15 protein-coding genes are annotated in these 15,773 nt (G+C 64.6%); 8 read left to right on the top strand and 7 right to left on the bottom strand.

Features of this window, described 5'->3' with window-relative positions; all coding sequences use genetic code 11:
* The first annotated feature begins 106 nt into the window (after window positions 1–106).
* From secD to ACMDW7_RS05105, 3 genes are all read left to right on the top strand, one after another.
* Window positions 107–1,966, top strand: coding sequence for a protein translocase subunit SecD (gene secD / locus ACMDW7_RS05115; RefSeq protein ID WP_377300321.1), 1,860 nt, complete (start codon window positions 107–109; stop codon window positions 1,964–1,966).
* Window positions 1,967–1,976: 10 nt separating this feature from the next.
* Complete coding sequence (gene secF, locus ACMDW7_RS05110; RefSeq protein WP_377300322.1) at window positions 1,977–3,014, top strand: protein translocase subunit SecF; 1,038 nt, start codon at window positions 1,977–1,979, stop codon at window positions 3,012–3,014.
* Window positions 3,015–3,113: 99 nt separating this feature from the next.
* Window positions 3,114–3,776 (top strand): cytochrome b/b6 domain-containing protein, encoded by a 663-nt coding sequence (locus ACMDW7_RS05105; RefSeq protein WP_377300323.1) that lies wholly within the window; start codon window positions 3,114–3,116, stop codon window positions 3,774–3,776.
* 235 nt (window positions 3,777–4,011) lie between these two features.
* Here the strand turns inward: ACMDW7_RS05105 and ACMDW7_RS05100 are convergent, their stop codons facing one another.
* The 3 genes from ACMDW7_RS05100 to purB form a co-directional block, all read right to left on the bottom strand.
* Window positions 4,012–4,461 (bottom strand): c-type cytochrome, encoded by a 450-nt coding sequence (locus tag ACMDW7_RS05100; RefSeq protein WP_377300324.1) that lies wholly within the window; start codon window positions 4,459–4,461, stop codon window positions 4,012–4,014.
* A gap of 144 nt (window positions 4,462–4,605) precedes the next feature.
* Window positions 4,606–4,989 carry a GNAT family N-acetyltransferase gene (locus ACMDW7_RS05095; RefSeq protein ID WP_377300325.1) on the bottom strand — a complete coding sequence of 128 codons (384 nt, stop codon included), beginning with the start codon at window positions 4,987–4,989 and terminating at the stop codon, window positions 4,606–4,608.
* On the bottom strand, window positions 4,973–6,373 hold the full coding sequence (purB, locus tag ACMDW7_RS05090) for an adenylosuccinate lyase (RefSeq protein ID WP_377300326.1): 1,401 nt from the start codon (window positions 6,371–6,373) through the stop codon (window positions 4,973–4,975). The genes ACMDW7_RS05095 and purB overlap by 17 nt, the downstream gene beginning before the upstream one ends.
* A gap of 209 nt (window positions 6,374–6,582) precedes the next feature.
* Between purB and ACMDW7_RS05085 the strand changes: the two genes are divergently transcribed.
* Window positions 6,583–7,203: a glutathione S-transferase N-terminal domain-containing protein gene (locus ACMDW7_RS05085; protein ID WP_377300327.1), complete on the top strand. Its 621-nt coding sequence runs from the start codon at window positions 6,583–6,585 to the stop codon at window positions 7,201–7,203.
* Between the two features lie 14 nt (window positions 7,204–7,217).
* Window positions 7,218–8,462 carry a DUF418 domain-containing protein gene (locus ACMDW7_RS05080; protein WP_377300328.1) on the top strand — a complete coding sequence of 415 codons (1,245 nt, stop codon included), beginning with the start codon at window positions 7,218–7,220 and terminating at the stop codon, window positions 8,460–8,462.
* A 12-nt stretch (window positions 8,463–8,474) separates the two neighbouring features.
* Here the strand turns inward: ACMDW7_RS05080 and ACMDW7_RS05075 are convergent, their stop codons facing one another.
* Window positions 8,475–9,794, bottom strand: coding sequence for a replication-associated recombination protein A (locus ACMDW7_RS05075; protein WP_377300329.1), 1,320 nt, complete (start codon window positions 9,792–9,794; stop codon window positions 8,475–8,477).
* 72 nt (window positions 9,795–9,866) lie between these two features.
* Between ACMDW7_RS05075 and ACMDW7_RS05070 the strand changes: the two genes are divergently transcribed.
* Window positions 9,867–10,352 carry a hypothetical protein gene (locus ACMDW7_RS05070; RefSeq protein ID WP_377300330.1) on the top strand — a complete coding sequence of 162 codons (486 nt, stop codon included), beginning with the start codon at window positions 9,867–9,869 and terminating at the stop codon, window positions 10,350–10,352.
* Window positions 10,353–10,416: 64 nt separating this feature from the next.
* Here the strand turns inward: ACMDW7_RS05070 and lolA are convergent, their stop codons facing one another.
* Together lolA and ACMDW7_RS05060 are read right to left on the bottom strand one after the other, a co-directional pair.
* Window positions 10,417–11,055 carry an outer membrane lipoprotein chaperone LolA gene (lolA, locus tag ACMDW7_RS05065; RefSeq protein WP_377300331.1) on the bottom strand — a complete coding sequence of 213 codons (639 nt, stop codon included), beginning with the start codon at window positions 11,053–11,055 and terminating at the stop codon, window positions 10,417–10,419.
* The gene (locus ACMDW7_RS05060) at window positions 11,052–13,469 is read right to left on the bottom strand and encodes a DNA translocase FtsK (protein ID WP_377300332.1); all 2,418 of its coding nucleotides are present in this window, start codon (window positions 13,467–13,469) and stop codon (window positions 11,052–11,054) included. The genes lolA and ACMDW7_RS05060 overlap by 4 nt, the downstream gene beginning before the upstream one ends.
* Window positions 13,470–13,666: 197 nt before the next feature.
* Between ACMDW7_RS05060 and trxB the strand changes: the two genes are divergently transcribed.
* Window positions 13,667–14,620: a thioredoxin-disulfide reductase gene (gene trxB, locus ACMDW7_RS05055; RefSeq protein WP_377300333.1), complete on the top strand. Its 954-nt coding sequence runs from the start codon at window positions 13,667–13,669 to the stop codon at window positions 14,618–14,620.
* Window positions 14,621–14,652: 32 nt separating this feature from the next.
* Window positions 14,653–15,300 (top strand): Smr/MutS family protein, encoded by a 648-nt coding sequence (locus ACMDW7_RS05050; RefSeq protein WP_377300334.1) that lies wholly within the window; start codon window positions 14,653–14,655, stop codon window positions 15,298–15,300.
* Between the two features lie 216 nt (window positions 15,301–15,516).
* Here ACMDW7_RS05050 and ACMDW7_RS05045 read toward each other — a convergent pair whose 3' ends face one another.
* Window positions 15,517–15,711 (bottom strand): DUF2892 domain-containing protein, encoded by a 195-nt coding sequence (locus tag ACMDW7_RS05045; RefSeq protein WP_377300335.1) that lies wholly within the window; start codon window positions 15,709–15,711, stop codon window positions 15,517–15,519.
* Between the last annotated feature and the right edge of the window lie 62 nt (window positions 15,712–15,773).

Below are 15,773 nucleotides of genomic sequence, written 5' to 3'. Positions count from 1 at the left end.
CACCATGCTCTGCGCCTGCCCCGCCATACCCCGCTCCTGTCGCGTTCCCCCTGCTGCGTGCCCCTGAGGGCGCTGCCGGCCCAGCCCCACCGGAACCTCTCCGACCATGAACCGATACCCCCTTTGGAAGTACATCACCGTGATCGTCGTGGTCGCGCTGGGCTTCCTCTATTCGCTGCCCAATCTGTTTGGCGAGCAACCCGCCGTGCAGGTCAGCTCCGCGCGCCCCACCGTGAAGGTGGACCCCGCCGCGCTGACCCGCGTCGAGGAGATCCTCACCACGGCCAAGATTCAGCATCGCGGCATGAGCTTCGACGGCGGCAACAGCCCCTCGGTACGCGCCCGTTTTGCCGACGTGGAGACCCAGAAGCTGGCCAAGGAAGCGATCGAATCAGCGCTGAACCCGGACAAGGACGCACCGAACTACACCGTCGCACTGAGTCTGGTACCCGCGTCGCCTTCCTGGCTCACGAGCATCCGCGCGCTGCCCATGTATCTGGGTCTTGACCTGCGTGGCGGCGTGCACTTCCTGCTGCAGGTGGACATGAAGGCCGCCGTGGCCAAGCGCATCGAAACGGTGCAGACCGACATCCGTACCACCCTGCGCGACAAGAACATCCGCGGGGGCAGCACGAGCCGCGTGGGCGACACCGTGGAGGTGCGCTTCACCGATGCGGAGCAGGCCGACCGCGCCCGCATCGCGCTGGCCGATGCGATCCAGGAGTTCAACTTCACCACGGTCGCCGATGGCAGCAACGTCGTCGTGCGCGCCACGCTCAAGCCCGAATCCCTGCGCACCATCCAGGACAGCGCGATCCAGCAGAACATCTCCACGCTGAATAACCGCGTGAACGAGCTGGGTGTCGCCGAGCCCGTGATTCAGCAGCAGGGTGCAGACCGCATCGTGGTGCAACTGCCGGGCGTGCAGGACGTGGCCCGCGCCAAGAACATCATTGGACGTACCGCCACGCTGGAATTCCGCATGAACGCGGAGCCCAATGACGTGCTGTCCGACACCTTCCCGGACGGCGGCCGCCCGGTGAACGTGAAGCGTCAGATCCTGGTCACGGGTGACAACCTGGCCGATGCGCAGCCCGGCTTTGACTCCCAGACCCAGCAGCCCAGCGTGAATCTGGTGCTGGACGCCAAGGGCGGCCGGATCATGCGTGACACCACGCGTGACAACATCGGCAAACAGATGGCGATCATCCTGTTCGAGAAGGGCAAGGGCGAGATCATCTCCAACGCCACCATCCGCGGCGAGTTCGGCAACCGCTTCCAGATCTCCGGCGCCATGAACACCCAGCAGGCCAACGATCTGGCCCTGCTGCTGCGCGCCGGCTCACTGGCCGCACCGATGGACATCGTCGAGGAACGCACCGTGGGTGCGAGCCTGGGCAAGGAGAACATCGAGGCCGGCTTCAAGTCCATGCTCTGGGGCTTCATTGCCATCAGCGTCTTCATGGTCGTGTACTACGCGCTGATGGGCCTGTTCTCCGTGCTGGCCCTGGCCGCCAACGTGATGCTGCTGATCGCGCTGCTCTCGGTGATCCAGGCTACCCTGACCCTGCCCGGTATTGCGGCCATCGCGCTCACACTCGGCATGGCGATCGACGCCAACGTGCTGATCAACGAGCGCATCCGCGAGGAACTGCGCGCCGGGCGTTCCGCCGCACAGGCACTCAGTGAAGGCTTCGACAAGGCCTGGGCGACGATTCTCGACTCGAACATCACTACCCTGATTGCCGGTGTGGCCCTGTTTGCCTTCGGCTCCGGCCCGATCCGAGGCTTCGCGGTGGTGCACTGTCTGGGCATCCTGACGAGCATGTTCTCCGCCGTGATGGTGGCCCGTGCGCTGACCATGTTCTGGTACAGCCGCGAAAAGAAGGTCAAGTCGATCTCGATCGGTCAGATCTGGCGCCCCGAAGACGGCAAGAACAACAACAAGACCGAAGCGAAGGTCTGAGGAGAACGCCATGGAACTGTTCCGTATCAAGCGCGACATCCCCTTCATGCGCCACGCGCTGGCGTTCAACATCTTCAGCTTCATCACCTTTGCGCTCGCGGTGTTCTTCCTGTGGAGCAAGGGACTGAACCTGTCCATCGAATTCACCGGCGGCGCCGTGGTCGAGGCGCGCTACGAGCAGCCCGCCAACGTGGAAGGCATCCGCAAAGCGATGGAAGCGCAGGGCGTGGGCGAGCCGCTCGTCACGCTGTTCGGTAGCTCGCGCGATGTGCTGATCCGCCTGTCGGCGCGCGACATGCAGAAGGACGCGTTCTCACGCGTGAAGGACAACGGCGTGCGCACGATCGATGCGGACCGCATCATCGAGAACGTGCTGCGTGCGGGCGGCCCGCTGGTCAAGGAGCCGTTCACGCAGGCCGATGGCACCGTGGTGCAGAAGGAGAAGGTGCAGCGCGTCGAGCTCATCAGCGGTCAGGTGGGCAGAGAGCTGTATGAGGCCGGCGCCCTGGCGCTGCTGGTGGTCTGTATCGGCATCATGATCTACCTGGCCTTCCGCTTCGAGTGGAAGTTCGCCGTGGCGGCCATCATCGCCAACCTGCATGACATCGTCATCATCTTGGGCGTGTTTGCCTTCTTCCAGTGGGAGTTCTCGCTGGCTGTTCTGGCTGCAGTGCTGGCGGTACTGGGCTATTCGGTGAACGAGTCCGTGATCATCGCGGACCGGATCCGCGAGAACTTCCGCAAGATGCGCAAGGCCAGCGTGACCGAGGTGATCGACAATGCGATCACCAGCACCATCAGCCGCACGATCATCACCCACGGCACCACCGAAACCATGGTGATCTTCATGCTGCTGTTCGGCGGCCCGGTGCTGCACTACTTTGCCGTGGCGCTGACCATCGGCATCGTGTTCGGCATCTACTCGTCCGTGCTCGTGATGGCGCCGATCACCAAGTGGCTGGGCATCAGCCGCGAGGATCTGATCAAGCCGATCAAGAAAGAAGGCGAAGATCAGCCGGAGCTGGAGTTCCCCGAGCCGCGCCCCTGACAGCACAGCGCACCGGAAAAGCCGCCCCGAAACGGGCGGCTTTTTTTCTGCCCCGGCTTTCGGGACAATCCAGACGCTCAACACCTCGGGAGGGTGGACATGAAGGTTCTGGTCTGGGATTGGCCCACGCGACTGTTTCACTGGCTGCTGGCAATCTGCGCGGTCGGCTCGATCGTGAGCGTGAAGATCGGCGGCAACGCCATGAACTGGCACTTCCGCTTCGGGTACTGCGTGCTGGGGCTGGTGATCTTCCGCATCCTGTGGGGCTTCGTGGGCAGCCGCTATGCACGCTTTGCCAGCTTCCCGCCCTCGCCGATGCGCGCGCTGGCCTACCTGCGCGGCAAGGTCAGCGAGACGCTTGGCCACAACCCGATCGGCGCGTTTTCGGTCTACGCGCTGTTACTGCTGTTCGGCGGCCAGGCCGTGGGCGGGCTGTTTGCCAATGACGACATCGCCTTCGAGGGGCCGCTGGCCAGGTTCGTATCCAGCGAGACCGTGAGCCTGATCACGCGCCTGCACAAGCTAAACGAATGGGTGCTGTACGGGCTGGTGGCCCTGCACCTGGGTGCGATCCTGTACTACCGCTTCGCGCAGAAGACTGACCTTGTCGGCCCCATGATCTCGGGCACCAAGCCGGGTTCGGTTGGCGACGGGGCCGATTGGGGTGCTGGACGCTCCGTGCTCGCGCTCGTGCTGGCAGCGGCATCCGCGGGCGCCGTCTGGTGGATCGTCAACCTCGGCAAAAGTGTGCAGACGTTCTAGGCGCCAGTCGCAGGTACTTTCCGCTTGTCCAGAGCCATTCTTCAGCCACTTTGGCCTGAAGAGGCGCATGAAATGGACTTCTGGCAAATCGCCCGGAACCCGATTCAGCATTCATGCGGCTTTCCAGACCAAAATGCCTGAAAAGCCTTGTGGGACAAGCGGAAAGCCGATCTGAACCCCAGAAAGCAAAAGGCCCGCGAGAGCGGGCCTTGTTGCATCTGACGAGCGGCCGCGCTTACTTGCCGCGGAAGTCGTCGTGGCAGGCCTTGCAGCTTGCGCCTACGTTGCCGAACGCACCGCGCAGATCCTCAACCTTGCCAGTCTTGGACGCAGCCACCAACTTGGCAGCGGCGTCCTGCAGGCCGTCCTGCGCCTTCTTGAACTTGTCGCCTTCCTTCCAGATGGCAGGCAGGGCCTTGGGGCTCTCGGTGCCGGGGCCGAAAGCCGTCCAGGGCAGGCCAGCCATCATGGCGATGATCTCGGCGTTGCGCTGCACTTCAGCGGCGTTGTAGGGCCGGTCGCCGCGCACCACGGCGTTCAAGCCGCCCATGCTGCGACCCATCACAGTGAATACGGACTGGCGGTACTTCACGGCGTCTTCGGGCTTGGCGAATTGTGCGTGGCTGGTGGGACTCACCAGCAGCACAGCGGCGGCCACTGCGGCCATGACGATGGGACGAAGCATGGAGGACCTCACTTGGGGTTAGGGAAAACGCGTGGAAAAAGCCACGAGTGGAGTATGGCCAATCTGATGCGGTTCGCGCAATGCCGATCTGTAGCGCGGTGACTTTGGTTACACCCGCGCCGGCCGCCCCTGCCCGTCAGCCCGTCAGCCGATCCACCGCACCCAGCAGCCATCCTGCGCCGCAGCAAAGCCCAGGCTCGCCAGAAGCGCCGCATCACAGGACTGTGGCGCGAACATGCCCCGCCCGCCCTGCCGCGCCCACCACGCACAGCCCACGCGCAGCAGATCGCGTGCAACGCCCTGGCGGCGCTGGGTCGGGTCGACGCCCAGCCACAGCAGATCTGCATCCGTGTCGTTACGCCGCGCCAGCGCGAGCAGGCCGATGAGCCGCGCCTCGCGCCGCGCAACGAAGCAGGCCGCGCCGCTCAGTGCAGCGGCATCCAATTCAAGCAAGCTGCTGCGCGCAAAGTCGGCCAGGGTGCTGGCCAGCAGCCGCTGCGGCCCGAGGCAGCTAAACGCGCTGGGCAAGCTCGCTGGCCTTGCCGATGTAGCCGCCGGGCGTGAGCGCCAGCAGCCGATCGCGCGCGGCCTGCGGAATGTCGAGGGTCTGCACGAACTCGCGCAGGCCCTCGGGCGTGATGCCCTTGCCTCGGGTGAGCGCCTTCAACTTCTCGTAGGGCTCGGGCACGCCGTAGCGGCGCATCACGGTCTGCACGGCCTCGGCCAGCACTTCCCAGCTGGCGTCGAGATCTTCGGCCAGACGGGCGTGATTGACCTCCAGCTTGCCGAGGCCGCGCGCGAGCGACTCCAGCGCCAGAAGGCTGTAGCCCAGGCCAACGCCCATGTTGCGCAGCACGGTGGAATCCGTCAGGTCGCGCTGCCAGCGCGAGATCGGCAGCTTCTCGGCCATGTGCTTGAGCACGGCGTTGGCCAGCCCGAGGTTGCCTTCCGCGTTTTCGAAGTCGATCGGGTTGACCTTGTGCGGCATGGTGGAAGAACCCACCTCGCCTTCCTTCAGGCGCTGCTTGAAGTAGCCCAGGCTGATGTAGCCCCAGATGTCGCGCGAGATATCGATCAGGATCGTGTTTGTGCGTGCCACGGCATCAAACAGCGCGGCCATGTAGTCGTGCGGCTCGATCTGGATCGTGTGCTCGTTGAAGGTGAGGCCCAGCGGCCCTTCGACGACCTTGCGCGAGAACGACTCCCAGTCAACTTCGGGGTAGGCAATCATGTGCGCGTTGTAATTGCCCACCGCGCCGTTCATCTTGGCCAGCAACTCCACGCCGGCAATCTGCGCGCGGGCTCGGTTGAGGCGCGCCACCACGTTGGCAAACTCCTTGCCCAGGGTAGTGGGGCTTGCGGTCTGGCCATGCGTGCGCGAGAGCATCGGTACGGCCGCTTGGGTGTGCGCGATGTCACGCAATTGCTGCACGACCTTGTCCAGTCGCGCGAGGAACTGCTCGCGCGCGCCCTTGAGCATCAGCGCATGGCTGGTGTTGTTGATGTCTTCGCTGGTGCAGGCGAAGTGGAAGAACTCGGCATAGGGCAGTACCGCCGGGCGGGCCTTGACCTGCTCCTTGAGCCAATACTCCACCGCCTTCACGTCGTGGTTGGTGATGGACTCGATCTTCTTGATCGCGGCGCTGTCCTTCGCGGCAAACCCCTCGCCCAGCGCAAGCAGCCATGCGCGATCCTCGGACGCGATTGGTGGAAATTCCGGCAAACCGGCGTCGGACAGCGCGATGAACCACGCAATCTCCACGCGCACACGCTGCTTCATGAGTGCGTGCTCACTGAGCCAGTCACGCAAGCCTGAGACCTTGCCAGCGTAACGGCCGTCCAGCGGCGAAAGCGCGAGCAGTTCGGTGAAATCCTGGGCCGGCACGGCGGGTGCGGCGTTGCTTTGTGTCATGAGTGCTCCCTAGCAGCGCCGCATTTTAGTGAGTCAGCCCACACCCACACCGCATCCGACACCTGCACCGGACTTCTGGCGAAAACTGCTTTGATACACTCGACCGCACCTGTTGAGCCCCTGCTGACGCAGTGCCGACAGGCCTCCTCGGTGGCGCGCAAAGCGCCACATCAAGCCCGCAAAACGGCGCAAGAACAGCAACAGGCCCCATGAAGCTCATCGGTTCACTGACCAGTCCCTACGTACGCAAAGTGCGCATCGTGATGGCAGAGAAAAAGCTCGACTATCGCCTCGAACTCGAGGACGTCTGGGCCGCCGACTCCAAGATCACCACCTCCAACCCGCTGGCCAAGGTGCCCTGTCTCATCATGGAAGACGGCGGTGCGGTGTTCGACAGCCGCGTGATCGTCGAATATGTCGACACGCTGTCTCCTGTGGGCAAGCTGATCCCCGGCACCGGTCGCGAACGCGCCGAGGTTAAGACCTGGGAAGCCCTTGCCGATGGCATCTGCGACGCCGCCATCCTCGTGCGCCTGGAGAAGACCGGCGCGTTCCGCAAGGATAGCGAGCGCTGCCAGGCCTGGATCGACCGCCAGATGGCCAAGGTGACCGAAGGTCTGCGCGCGGCATCCGCCGCACTCGACGAACGCGCCTGGTGCGTGGGCAATACCTGCACCCTGGCCGACATATCGATCGGCGTGGCATTGGGCTATCTGGACTTCCGCTTCCCTGAGATCGCCTGGAAGGCCGAGTACGCGAACCTCGCCGCCCACGCCGAGAAGCTGAACAAGCGCCCCAGCTTCATCGATACCGCTCCACCGCAGAGCTGAGCCCGCGGCGCGCCATGGCCGCGGAGTCCGCCCGCCTGCCTGCACCAAAACGCAGCCGCGCAGAAATCATCGACGCCCTGCGGATCTGGGCGCTGCTCGGCGTGTTCGTCGTGAACTTCGTGTCCTATCCGGGCACCCCCATGAGCACGCCGATCGGCCAGCCGCTGCCTGCGGACTCCACGCTCGCACTCGCCATCCACAGCCTGATCGCCGCGCTGTTCCAGGGCAAGTCCTATCCGCTGCTGATGTTCCTGTTCGGCTACAGCTTCGCGCTGTCGATGCGCGCAATCCGCAGCGCCGACTCGCTCGAGTTCGCGCTCGGACACCGCAAGAGCCGCATGCTGATCCTGCTCGCGCTGGGCATCATCCACGGCCTGTTCGTCTACATGGGCGACATCCTGACCTCGTATGCGATCTGCGGGCTGATCCTGCTGCGTTGGGGTCGCCGATCAGTGACGTCGCTGCTGCGGATCCTGAAGGTGCTCCTCGGCATCTGGGCGGTGAGCTACGTCGCGATCAACGTAGCCATCGCCATCTACACGTACAACAAACTTGAAGAACCTGTGATCGCGCCCGATCCGACGTCGACCTTTGCGGGGGTTGACGCCTGGCTTCCGTTTCTCGAACTCAATTCCATCGCTTATGTCGTCAGCACGGTTTTGATGCTGCCACTCTTCCTGCCGCAATTGCTTGCGCTGTGCCTGGCCGGCTTCATCTGCGGCCGCCTGCGAGTGCTCGAGCAACCGCAGCGCTGGACGCGCCTGCTTGAGCAGGCGCGCTTCTGGGGACTGCTCATCGGCATTCCGCTCGGCCTGACCTACGGCGTGCTCGCCTGGCATGTGCTGGGTTCGCGCCCGGCCTTCGAGGCGCTGCTGCTCGGCATGGGCACCCTGACCGGGCCACCGATCCTTGCCGGCCTGATCGCTGCGATCGCACTGAGCTGGCCACACGGCGGCTGGCCGCGACTGCGCGCGCTCGCACCGGCCGGCCGCAACACCCTGAGCATGTACCTCGGCCTGAGCCTGCTCATGGCGCTGCTGCTGTCGGGTGCGGGGCTAGGCTGGGGCCAGAAGCTGGACAGCAGCGGTCTGTTCGGCTTGGCGCTGCTGCTGTATGCGCTTGCGCTGTGTTGGGCCTGGGCGAGTGCGCATCGAGGTCAATCCGGCCCGTTTGAGCGCCTGATCAATGCGGCCAGCCAGAGGCTCGATGCACGGCGCCAGGCCAGGCTGGATCAAGGCTCGACAACCGCTTCGCATTAGCTTGTCGGAGGTTCAGCGCTTGGGGCCCGCGTTCCGCTCGCGCAGCCACGCAAGCTTCTCCGCGATCTTCGCTTCCATGCCGCGATCCGTCGGCGAGTAGAAGCTGACGTCGACACCCTCAGGAAGGTAGCGCTCACCCGCCGCCACGCCGTCGGCTTCGTCATGCGCGTAGCGGTAGTCCTTGCCGAATCCCAGACCCTTCATCAACTGTGTGGGCGCATTGCGCAGGTGCAGTGGCACCGGTGCGGAGCCATGCTCCTTCACGAAACGGCGCGCCTCCTTGTAGGCGGTGTAGACGGCGTTGCTCTTGGCCGCAATCGCGCAATACATGACCGCCTGCGCGATGGTGAGTTCGCCTTCCGGTGAGCCCAGGCGCTCGTAGGTCTCGGCAGCGTCCAGGGCGATGCGCAGCGCGCGCGGATCCGCAAGACCAATGTCCTCGCTGGCCATGCGGATCACCCGGCGGGTGATGTAGCGCGGGTCGCTGCCGCCGTCGAGCATGCGGCAGAGCCAGTAGAGCGCCGCGTCCGGGTCGCTGCCGCGCACGCTCTTGTGCAGCGCGCTGATCTGGTCGTAGAAGGCGTCGCCACCCTTGTCGAAGCGGCGCAGGTTCTCCGACAGCACCTTGCGCAGCACGGCTTCGTCGATCGCATTGGCGACGCCCGCGCTATGGGCATGCTGCGCGACCAACTCCAGTGAGTTGAGCAGCTTGCGACCATCGCCGTCGGCGTAGGCCGTGATCTGGGCGCGCGCCGCATCCGAGAACTTCACATCGAGCAGCTCGGACGCACGCTGCACCAGTAGTGACAGCGCATCACCGTCGAGCGCATCGAGCACATACACCGCAGCCCGCGACAGCAGGGCGGAATTCACCTCGAAGCTCGGGTTCTCGGTCGTGGCGCCGATGAAGATGAACAGCCCGCTCTCCACATGCGGCAGAAAGGCGTCCTGCTGGGTCTTGTTGAAGCGATGCACTTCATCCACGAACACCACGGTGGACTTCTGCGTCTGCACGCGTGTGAGTTCCGCCTGCGCCACAGCATCGCGAATGTCCTTCACGCCAGCAAGCACCGCCGAGAGCGCAATCATCGGCAGACCGAAGGCCTGGGCGATCAGCCGGGCGAGCGTGGTCTTGCCTACGCCTGGCGGCCCCCAGAGGATCATGCTATGCGGGCGGCCAGCCGCCAATGCCACGGCCAAGGGTTTGCCCTCGGCCAAAAGCTGATCCTGGCCGATCACCTCGCCCAGGGTCTGCGGGCGCATGCGCTCAGCCAGAGGCACATAGCCGCCCGTGGGGCGCGCGGTGGAAAACAGATCATCCATGAGAAGCATTTTGCCGCCCGCGGCACCCGGCGCGCCGCTCCAATGCCAAAATGCCGAAATTGATCAAGCAGGAGTCCTCAATTGACGCGTGTTCTCGTTTCGATCGCCTTGGTGCTCAGCCTCCTGTGCGCAGGCTCGGCCCAGGCCAACGACAAGAAGTTCGACAAGCCGCTCGAACAGGCGCTGTCCGCCATGAAGGCCGACACACCTGTGACCCTGGTGTATTTTTCAGCACGTGACTGCCGCTGGTGCACGTACTGGGAACAAGGCCTGTTCAAGGAGAGTGCAGGCCAGAAGTTCATGAAGTCGGTGGCCTCCAAGCAGGTGCGAATGGTCACCGTGAAGAAGCAGGCTCTGGCCGTGTGGCATCAGCCCGAGGAGTTCCCGGCCGAGATCGCCTTCGTGCGCGATGCCCGCCTGCGCGATGGGCGCATCACGGACCTGAAGGGCTACCCCTGGTTCTCTCTCTACGTCGGGCAGACACTGGTTGCCGACAGCTTTGAATGGGACAAGGACATGCTGCCCGCCATCGAGAAGGTTGCCGCACGCAAGGCGGCCATCAAGTAGGTGTCGAGCGTCCAAATGAAACGGGGCCGCGATGCGGCCCCGTTTCATTTCGCTTCGTGCACGGTCACTGCTGCAAAACATCTGCGCCGGCAGGCGGCGAGAACGTGAAACTGTTTGCTGCGGGTTGCGCGGCGTTATTCACCTGTGCGAACTGGATGCGCGAAGTCTGGTTGAACGCATCCACAAGCTCCATCCGCATCGGTACGCCGTCCTTCAGGCCCACGGCGATCCGCTGAAACTGCAGATCCTTGCCCTTGGGGGTGGCTTCGAGCCATTGCAGCCCATCGCGCTCTCCACCCTCCTTCAGGTTGAACTGCGCCAGCAGCTCGCCACCCAGCAGCAGGGCCACGGGGGTGGCAGAGAGTGCGTCCTTCAGCTGGCGCACGGTGACCTGGTTCAAGTCCTTGTCCCAGAACCAGACCTTGGCGCCGTCACTGACGATCAATTGCTCGAAGGGCTTGTCGATCGCCCAGCGGAACTTGCCCGGCCGGGCGATAGCGAAGGTGCCGCTGGTACGGCGGAGCTTGCTGCCCGTTGCGCTTTCCTGCGTGAACTGCCCGGTAAGGGCACCACGACCCGCCACGTAGCGCTGGAAGTCATCAATTGCTCCCGCCTGTGTCGCCGGGACGAACGCGGCGCTCAGGCCGCAGGCGAGTGCGAGGCTCGCCAGACGAAAACGTAGCTTCATTTCTGCGGGATTCATTCCGGCTTCTGCGGTGCGAGGATCGCCCGGTTGCCATTGGACTCCATGGCCGATACGAGCCCGGAGACTTCCATTTGTTCCAGCAGCCGTGCAGCTCGGTTGTAACCAATGCGCAGGTGCCGCTGTACGAGCGAGATGGATGCGCGGCGATGCTTGAGCACCACCTCGACGGCCTGGTCGTAGAGCGGATCGCTCTCTGCATCTCCACCGATGCCGGTGACGCTGCCCACCCCGTCACCGTCCTCACCGAGCGTTCCACCCACGAGGATGCCCTCGATGTAGTTGGGTTCACCGTGCTTCTTGAGGTGCTCCACGACGCGGTGCACTTCATCATCGCTGACAAAGGCGCCGTGCACGCGCTGCGGCATGCCGCTGCCCGGCGGCAGGTAGAGCAGGTCCCCCATGCCAAGCAGGGCTTCGGCCCCCATCTGATCGAGGATGGTGCGGCTGTCGATCTTGCTGGACACCTGAAAGGCCATGCGCGTGGGGATGTTGGCCTTGATCAGGCCCGTGATCACATCCACGCTGGGCCGCTGCGTGGCCAGGATGAGATGGATGCCCGCGGCGCGCGCCTTCTGCGCCAGGCGAGCGATCAACTCCTCGATCTTCTTGCCCACCACCATCATCAGGTCTGCCAGCTCATCGATGATGACGACGATATAGGGCAGCTTGGCCAGGGGCTCGGGCGAATCCGGTGTCAGGCTGAAGGGGTTGGGGATCTTCTCCTCGCGCGCCTCGGCCTCGGCAATCTTGGCGTTGTACCCATTCAGGTTACGCACGCCCAGTTTGCTCATGAGCTTGTAGCGCCGCTCCATCTCACCCACGCACCAGTTCAGGCCGTTTGCGGCCTGCTTCATGTCGGTGACCACCGGGGCAAGCAAATGCGGGATGTCGCCATAGACGCTCATCTCGAGCATCTTCGGGTCGATCATCAGCAGGCGCACATCGTTGGGCTCGGCCTTGTAGAGCAGGCTGAGAATCATGGCGTTGATGCCCACCGACTTGCCCGAACCGGTCGTGCCAGCCACGAGCAGGTGCGGCATCTTGGCAAGATCCGCACACATGGGGTTGCCGGCAATGTCCTTGCCCAGCGCCATGGTTAGCAGCGAATGGCTGTCGTTATAGGCCTGCGAGCCGAGGATTTCCGACAGACGCACGGTCTGCCGCTTGGGGTTGGGCAGCTCAAGGCCCATGGTGCTCTTGCCGGGAATCGTCTCGACCACGCGAACGCTGACCACGGAAAGTGCACGCGCCAGATCCCGCGCCAGGTTCACGATCTGCGAGCCCTTTACGCCCACCGCCGGCTCGATCTCGTAGCGCGTGATCACCGGGCCGGGGAAGGCAGCCACCACCTGGGCCTGGACATTGAAGTCCGCCAGCTTCTTCTCGATCAGGCGACTGGTGAACTCGAGCGTTTCGCGGCTCACGAACTCCGTCACCGCGGGCGGTGCGTCGAGCAAACCAAGCTGCGGCAGCGTGCCGGAATTGATCTCGGCAAACAGGGTCTGCTGCTTTTCCTTCTCCACACGCTCACTGCGCGGCACCACGACCTTCTGCGGCTCGATGCGGATTTTCGGACCCTCTTCGCGCTTGAGCACCTCCTCGCGAAGCGCCTCGGCACGCTCCTCGGCGGCGTGCTCGCCAATCGCGCGGTCCTCTTGGGCCTCCTGCTCCATCACGCGGCGCTGCAGCCGGTTCTCGATAAAGGTACCGATCCGCTCGGACACGCTCAGCCACGAGAAGCAGAACAGCATCGACAAGCCGGCCAGCAGCATCACCAGCAAGACCAGCGTGCCACCGGTGAAGCCGATCGTGTTCGTCAGTCCGTTACCCAGGGCATAGCCGATCGAGCCGCCCGGCGCGTGCGGCAGGCTCAGGTGCGGGTGCAGCCAGGACAGGCGTGTGCCTTCCAGTGCCGCGCTGCCCAGCAGAATCAGCGCAAAACCGGCAGCCCGTGCGGGTGCCGGCATGCTCAAGGCCAGGCCGCCGTGCGCACGGCGCCACGCTCGGGTCACGAAGAGCACACCCAGCACCACCCACCACCAGGCCGACAGACCGAACAGATACAGCAGCAGGTCGGAAACAAAAGCGCCTGCCGGGCCGATCGCATTGCTGAGCTCTCCCCCCAGGCCGCTGGTGGACCAAGCGGCGTCTGTCTTGCTGTAGGTGGCCAGCGCGAGGATCAACAGCAGCACGACCACGCTCACGACGATCCACTTCAGTTCGGCGAGGAAACGGGGCTCGGGCGGCAGTTCGCCGCGCGCCGGCAGGGCGACTGCGGCAGGCCGCGCGCGCTCACGCTTGTAGACCGGCACGGACTCCTCGGTCAGCGCGGGGCCGCGGCTTGCACGCGCCGCGGCGAGATCGGTATCGGCCTCGGTATTCGGGCCAAGCTGGGAGAGTCGAAAGCTCATAGGAAACCACGCATGGGCCGAGTATAGAAAGGGCCTATGCGGCGCATCAGTTCTTTGCATGGCATGACCGTGCAGGTGCAACACCCGCTTTCTATACTCGTGGCTTGAGCGCAGGCACTGCGCCCCAATCTGCTCAGCCTGCACGCGTGCAACGCTGCAGCCGCCCAAGAACAACTCATCGCCAAGGCCCCTCATCCATGTCTGCCAAGCACGCCAAAGTCCTGATCCTCGGTTCCGGCCCCGCGGGTTACACAGCTGCCGTCTATGCCGCCCGTGCCAACCTGAACCCCGTGCTGATCACCGGCCTGGCCCAGGGTGGCCAGCTGATGACGACGACCGATGTGGACAACTGGCCGGCCGACGCGATGGGCGTGCAAGGCCCCGAGCTGATGCAGCGCTTCGAGCAGCACGCCACGCGCTTCAACACCGAGATGGTGTTCGACCACATCCATACCGTGGACCTCAAGCAGCGTCCCTTCACACTCACGGGTGACGCCGGCACCTACACCTGTGACGCACTCATCATCGCCACGGGCGCCAGCGCCAAGTACCTGGGCCTGGAGAGCGAGCAGGCCTTTATGGGCAAGGGCGTAAGCGGCTGCGCCACCTGCGACGGCTTCTTCTACAAGGGTCAGGACGTTTGCGTGGTGGGCGGTGGCAACACCGCAGTGGAAGAGGCGCTGTATCTCACGGGCATTGCCAACACCGTGACCGTGATCCACCGCCGCGACAAGTTCAAGGCCGAGCCCATCCTGATCGACAAGCTCAAGGCCAAGGCCGCCGAAGGCAAGGTCAAGTTCGAATACTTCCACGAGCTCGATGCCGTGCTGGGCGACCAGACCGGCGTGACCGGCGTGCGCATCAAGGACAACCGCTCAGGCGCCACGAAGGAGCTGAAGCTCGCCGGTTGCTTCATCGCCATCGGCCACTCGCCCAACACGGGCATCTTCGAAGGCCAGCTCGACATGGCCGGCGGCTATCTCAAGGTCAAGAGCGGCACCGAAGGCTTTGCCACCATGACCAGCGTGCCCGGCGTGTTTGCAGCCGGCGACGTGGCGGATCACGTCTACCGCCAGGCCATCACCAGCGCCGGCACGGGCTGCATGGCTGCGCTGGACGCCCAGCGCTTCCTCGAGCAGGCCGGCGGCTAAGCAGCCCGGCCGGCGTTCGCGCGGAGCAGTGCATGAGCGCGTTCGACCAGCTCAAGGCGATTCGCGAGCAGCTGCATGCGCAGCGCGTCGAGGAAGAAAACCGCCGCAAGCGCGCTGCCCTTGAAGCGCAGCGCGATGCCGCACGCGAGCGCATGTTCCGTGATGCCGTCAAGGACGCTACACCCCTGCCCGCGAGCAAGCGGGTGGTGCATCAGCCGCGCCAACCGGCCCCGCAAGCGCGCCAGCGCGAGCTTGACGAGCAGCAGGTGCTGGCGGATGCGTTCTCCGACGAATTCGGTCTCGAGCAGATGCTCGAGACCGACGATCAGCTCAGCTGGCGACGCGAAGGCATCGGCAACGATGTGCTGGTAAAGCTGCGCCGCGGGCACTGGAGCATCCAGGCGCAGCTCGACCTGCACGGACATCGCGTCGAAGAAGCCCGCGAAGAGCTCGCGGAATTCCTGCGCGAAGCCCTGCGCGCCGGCCTGCGCTGCGTGCGCGTGGTGCACGGCAAGGGCCTGGGCAGCAAGGACAAGCAGCCGGTGCTCAAGGGCAAGGTGCGCAGCTGGCTCATGCAGAAGGACGAAGTCATCGCCTTCGTGGCCGCACGCCCGGCCGATGGCGGCGGCGGCGCGCTGGTGGTGCTGCTCAAGCCCAGCGGGGGCAGCCGGGGCGGCTGAGGCCCCGCCGGCTCGCGCCTGCTGCATGAAGCGTCAGTGCGATCTGGAGTGGCTTTCCGCTTGTCTGGTGCGGCTTACCGGGCAATTTGCCTTCAAGAGCCGCATGAAATGGACATTCAGCCCGATCCCGCAAGCAGAAACTTTGCATTCATGCGGCTTCCCAGACCGAAATGGCTGGAAAGCCGCGCCAGACAAGCGGAAAGCTGCGCCGGCTGCCTAGGCCTTCTTCATTGCGCAGGTGTTGATGCCCAGCAGCGTGTACGCCGGGCAAAAGCGGAACAGCGCCGTGGCCAGGGGCACCACGCCGATCCAGCCCCACACGCCCACCACGCCCGTGGCGGCCAGTGCGATCAGCAGCAAACCCACTGCAAAGCGCAGCACCCGGTCGATGTTTCCTACATTGGCTTTCATGATGCCCTCCGTCCGAAAAGTTGTGTCGGTAGAGGCATTCTGGAGGCCGCGCCGCCGATCGT

Origin of the sequence: Piscinibacterium candidicorallinum, from assembly GCF_047549485.1 — a bacterium.
GTDB lineage: Bacteria > Pseudomonadota > Gammaproteobacteria > Burkholderiales > Burkholderiaceae_C > Piscinibacterium > Piscinibacterium candidicorallinum.
This window is presented reverse-complemented; position numbering and strand designations above follow the sequence as displayed.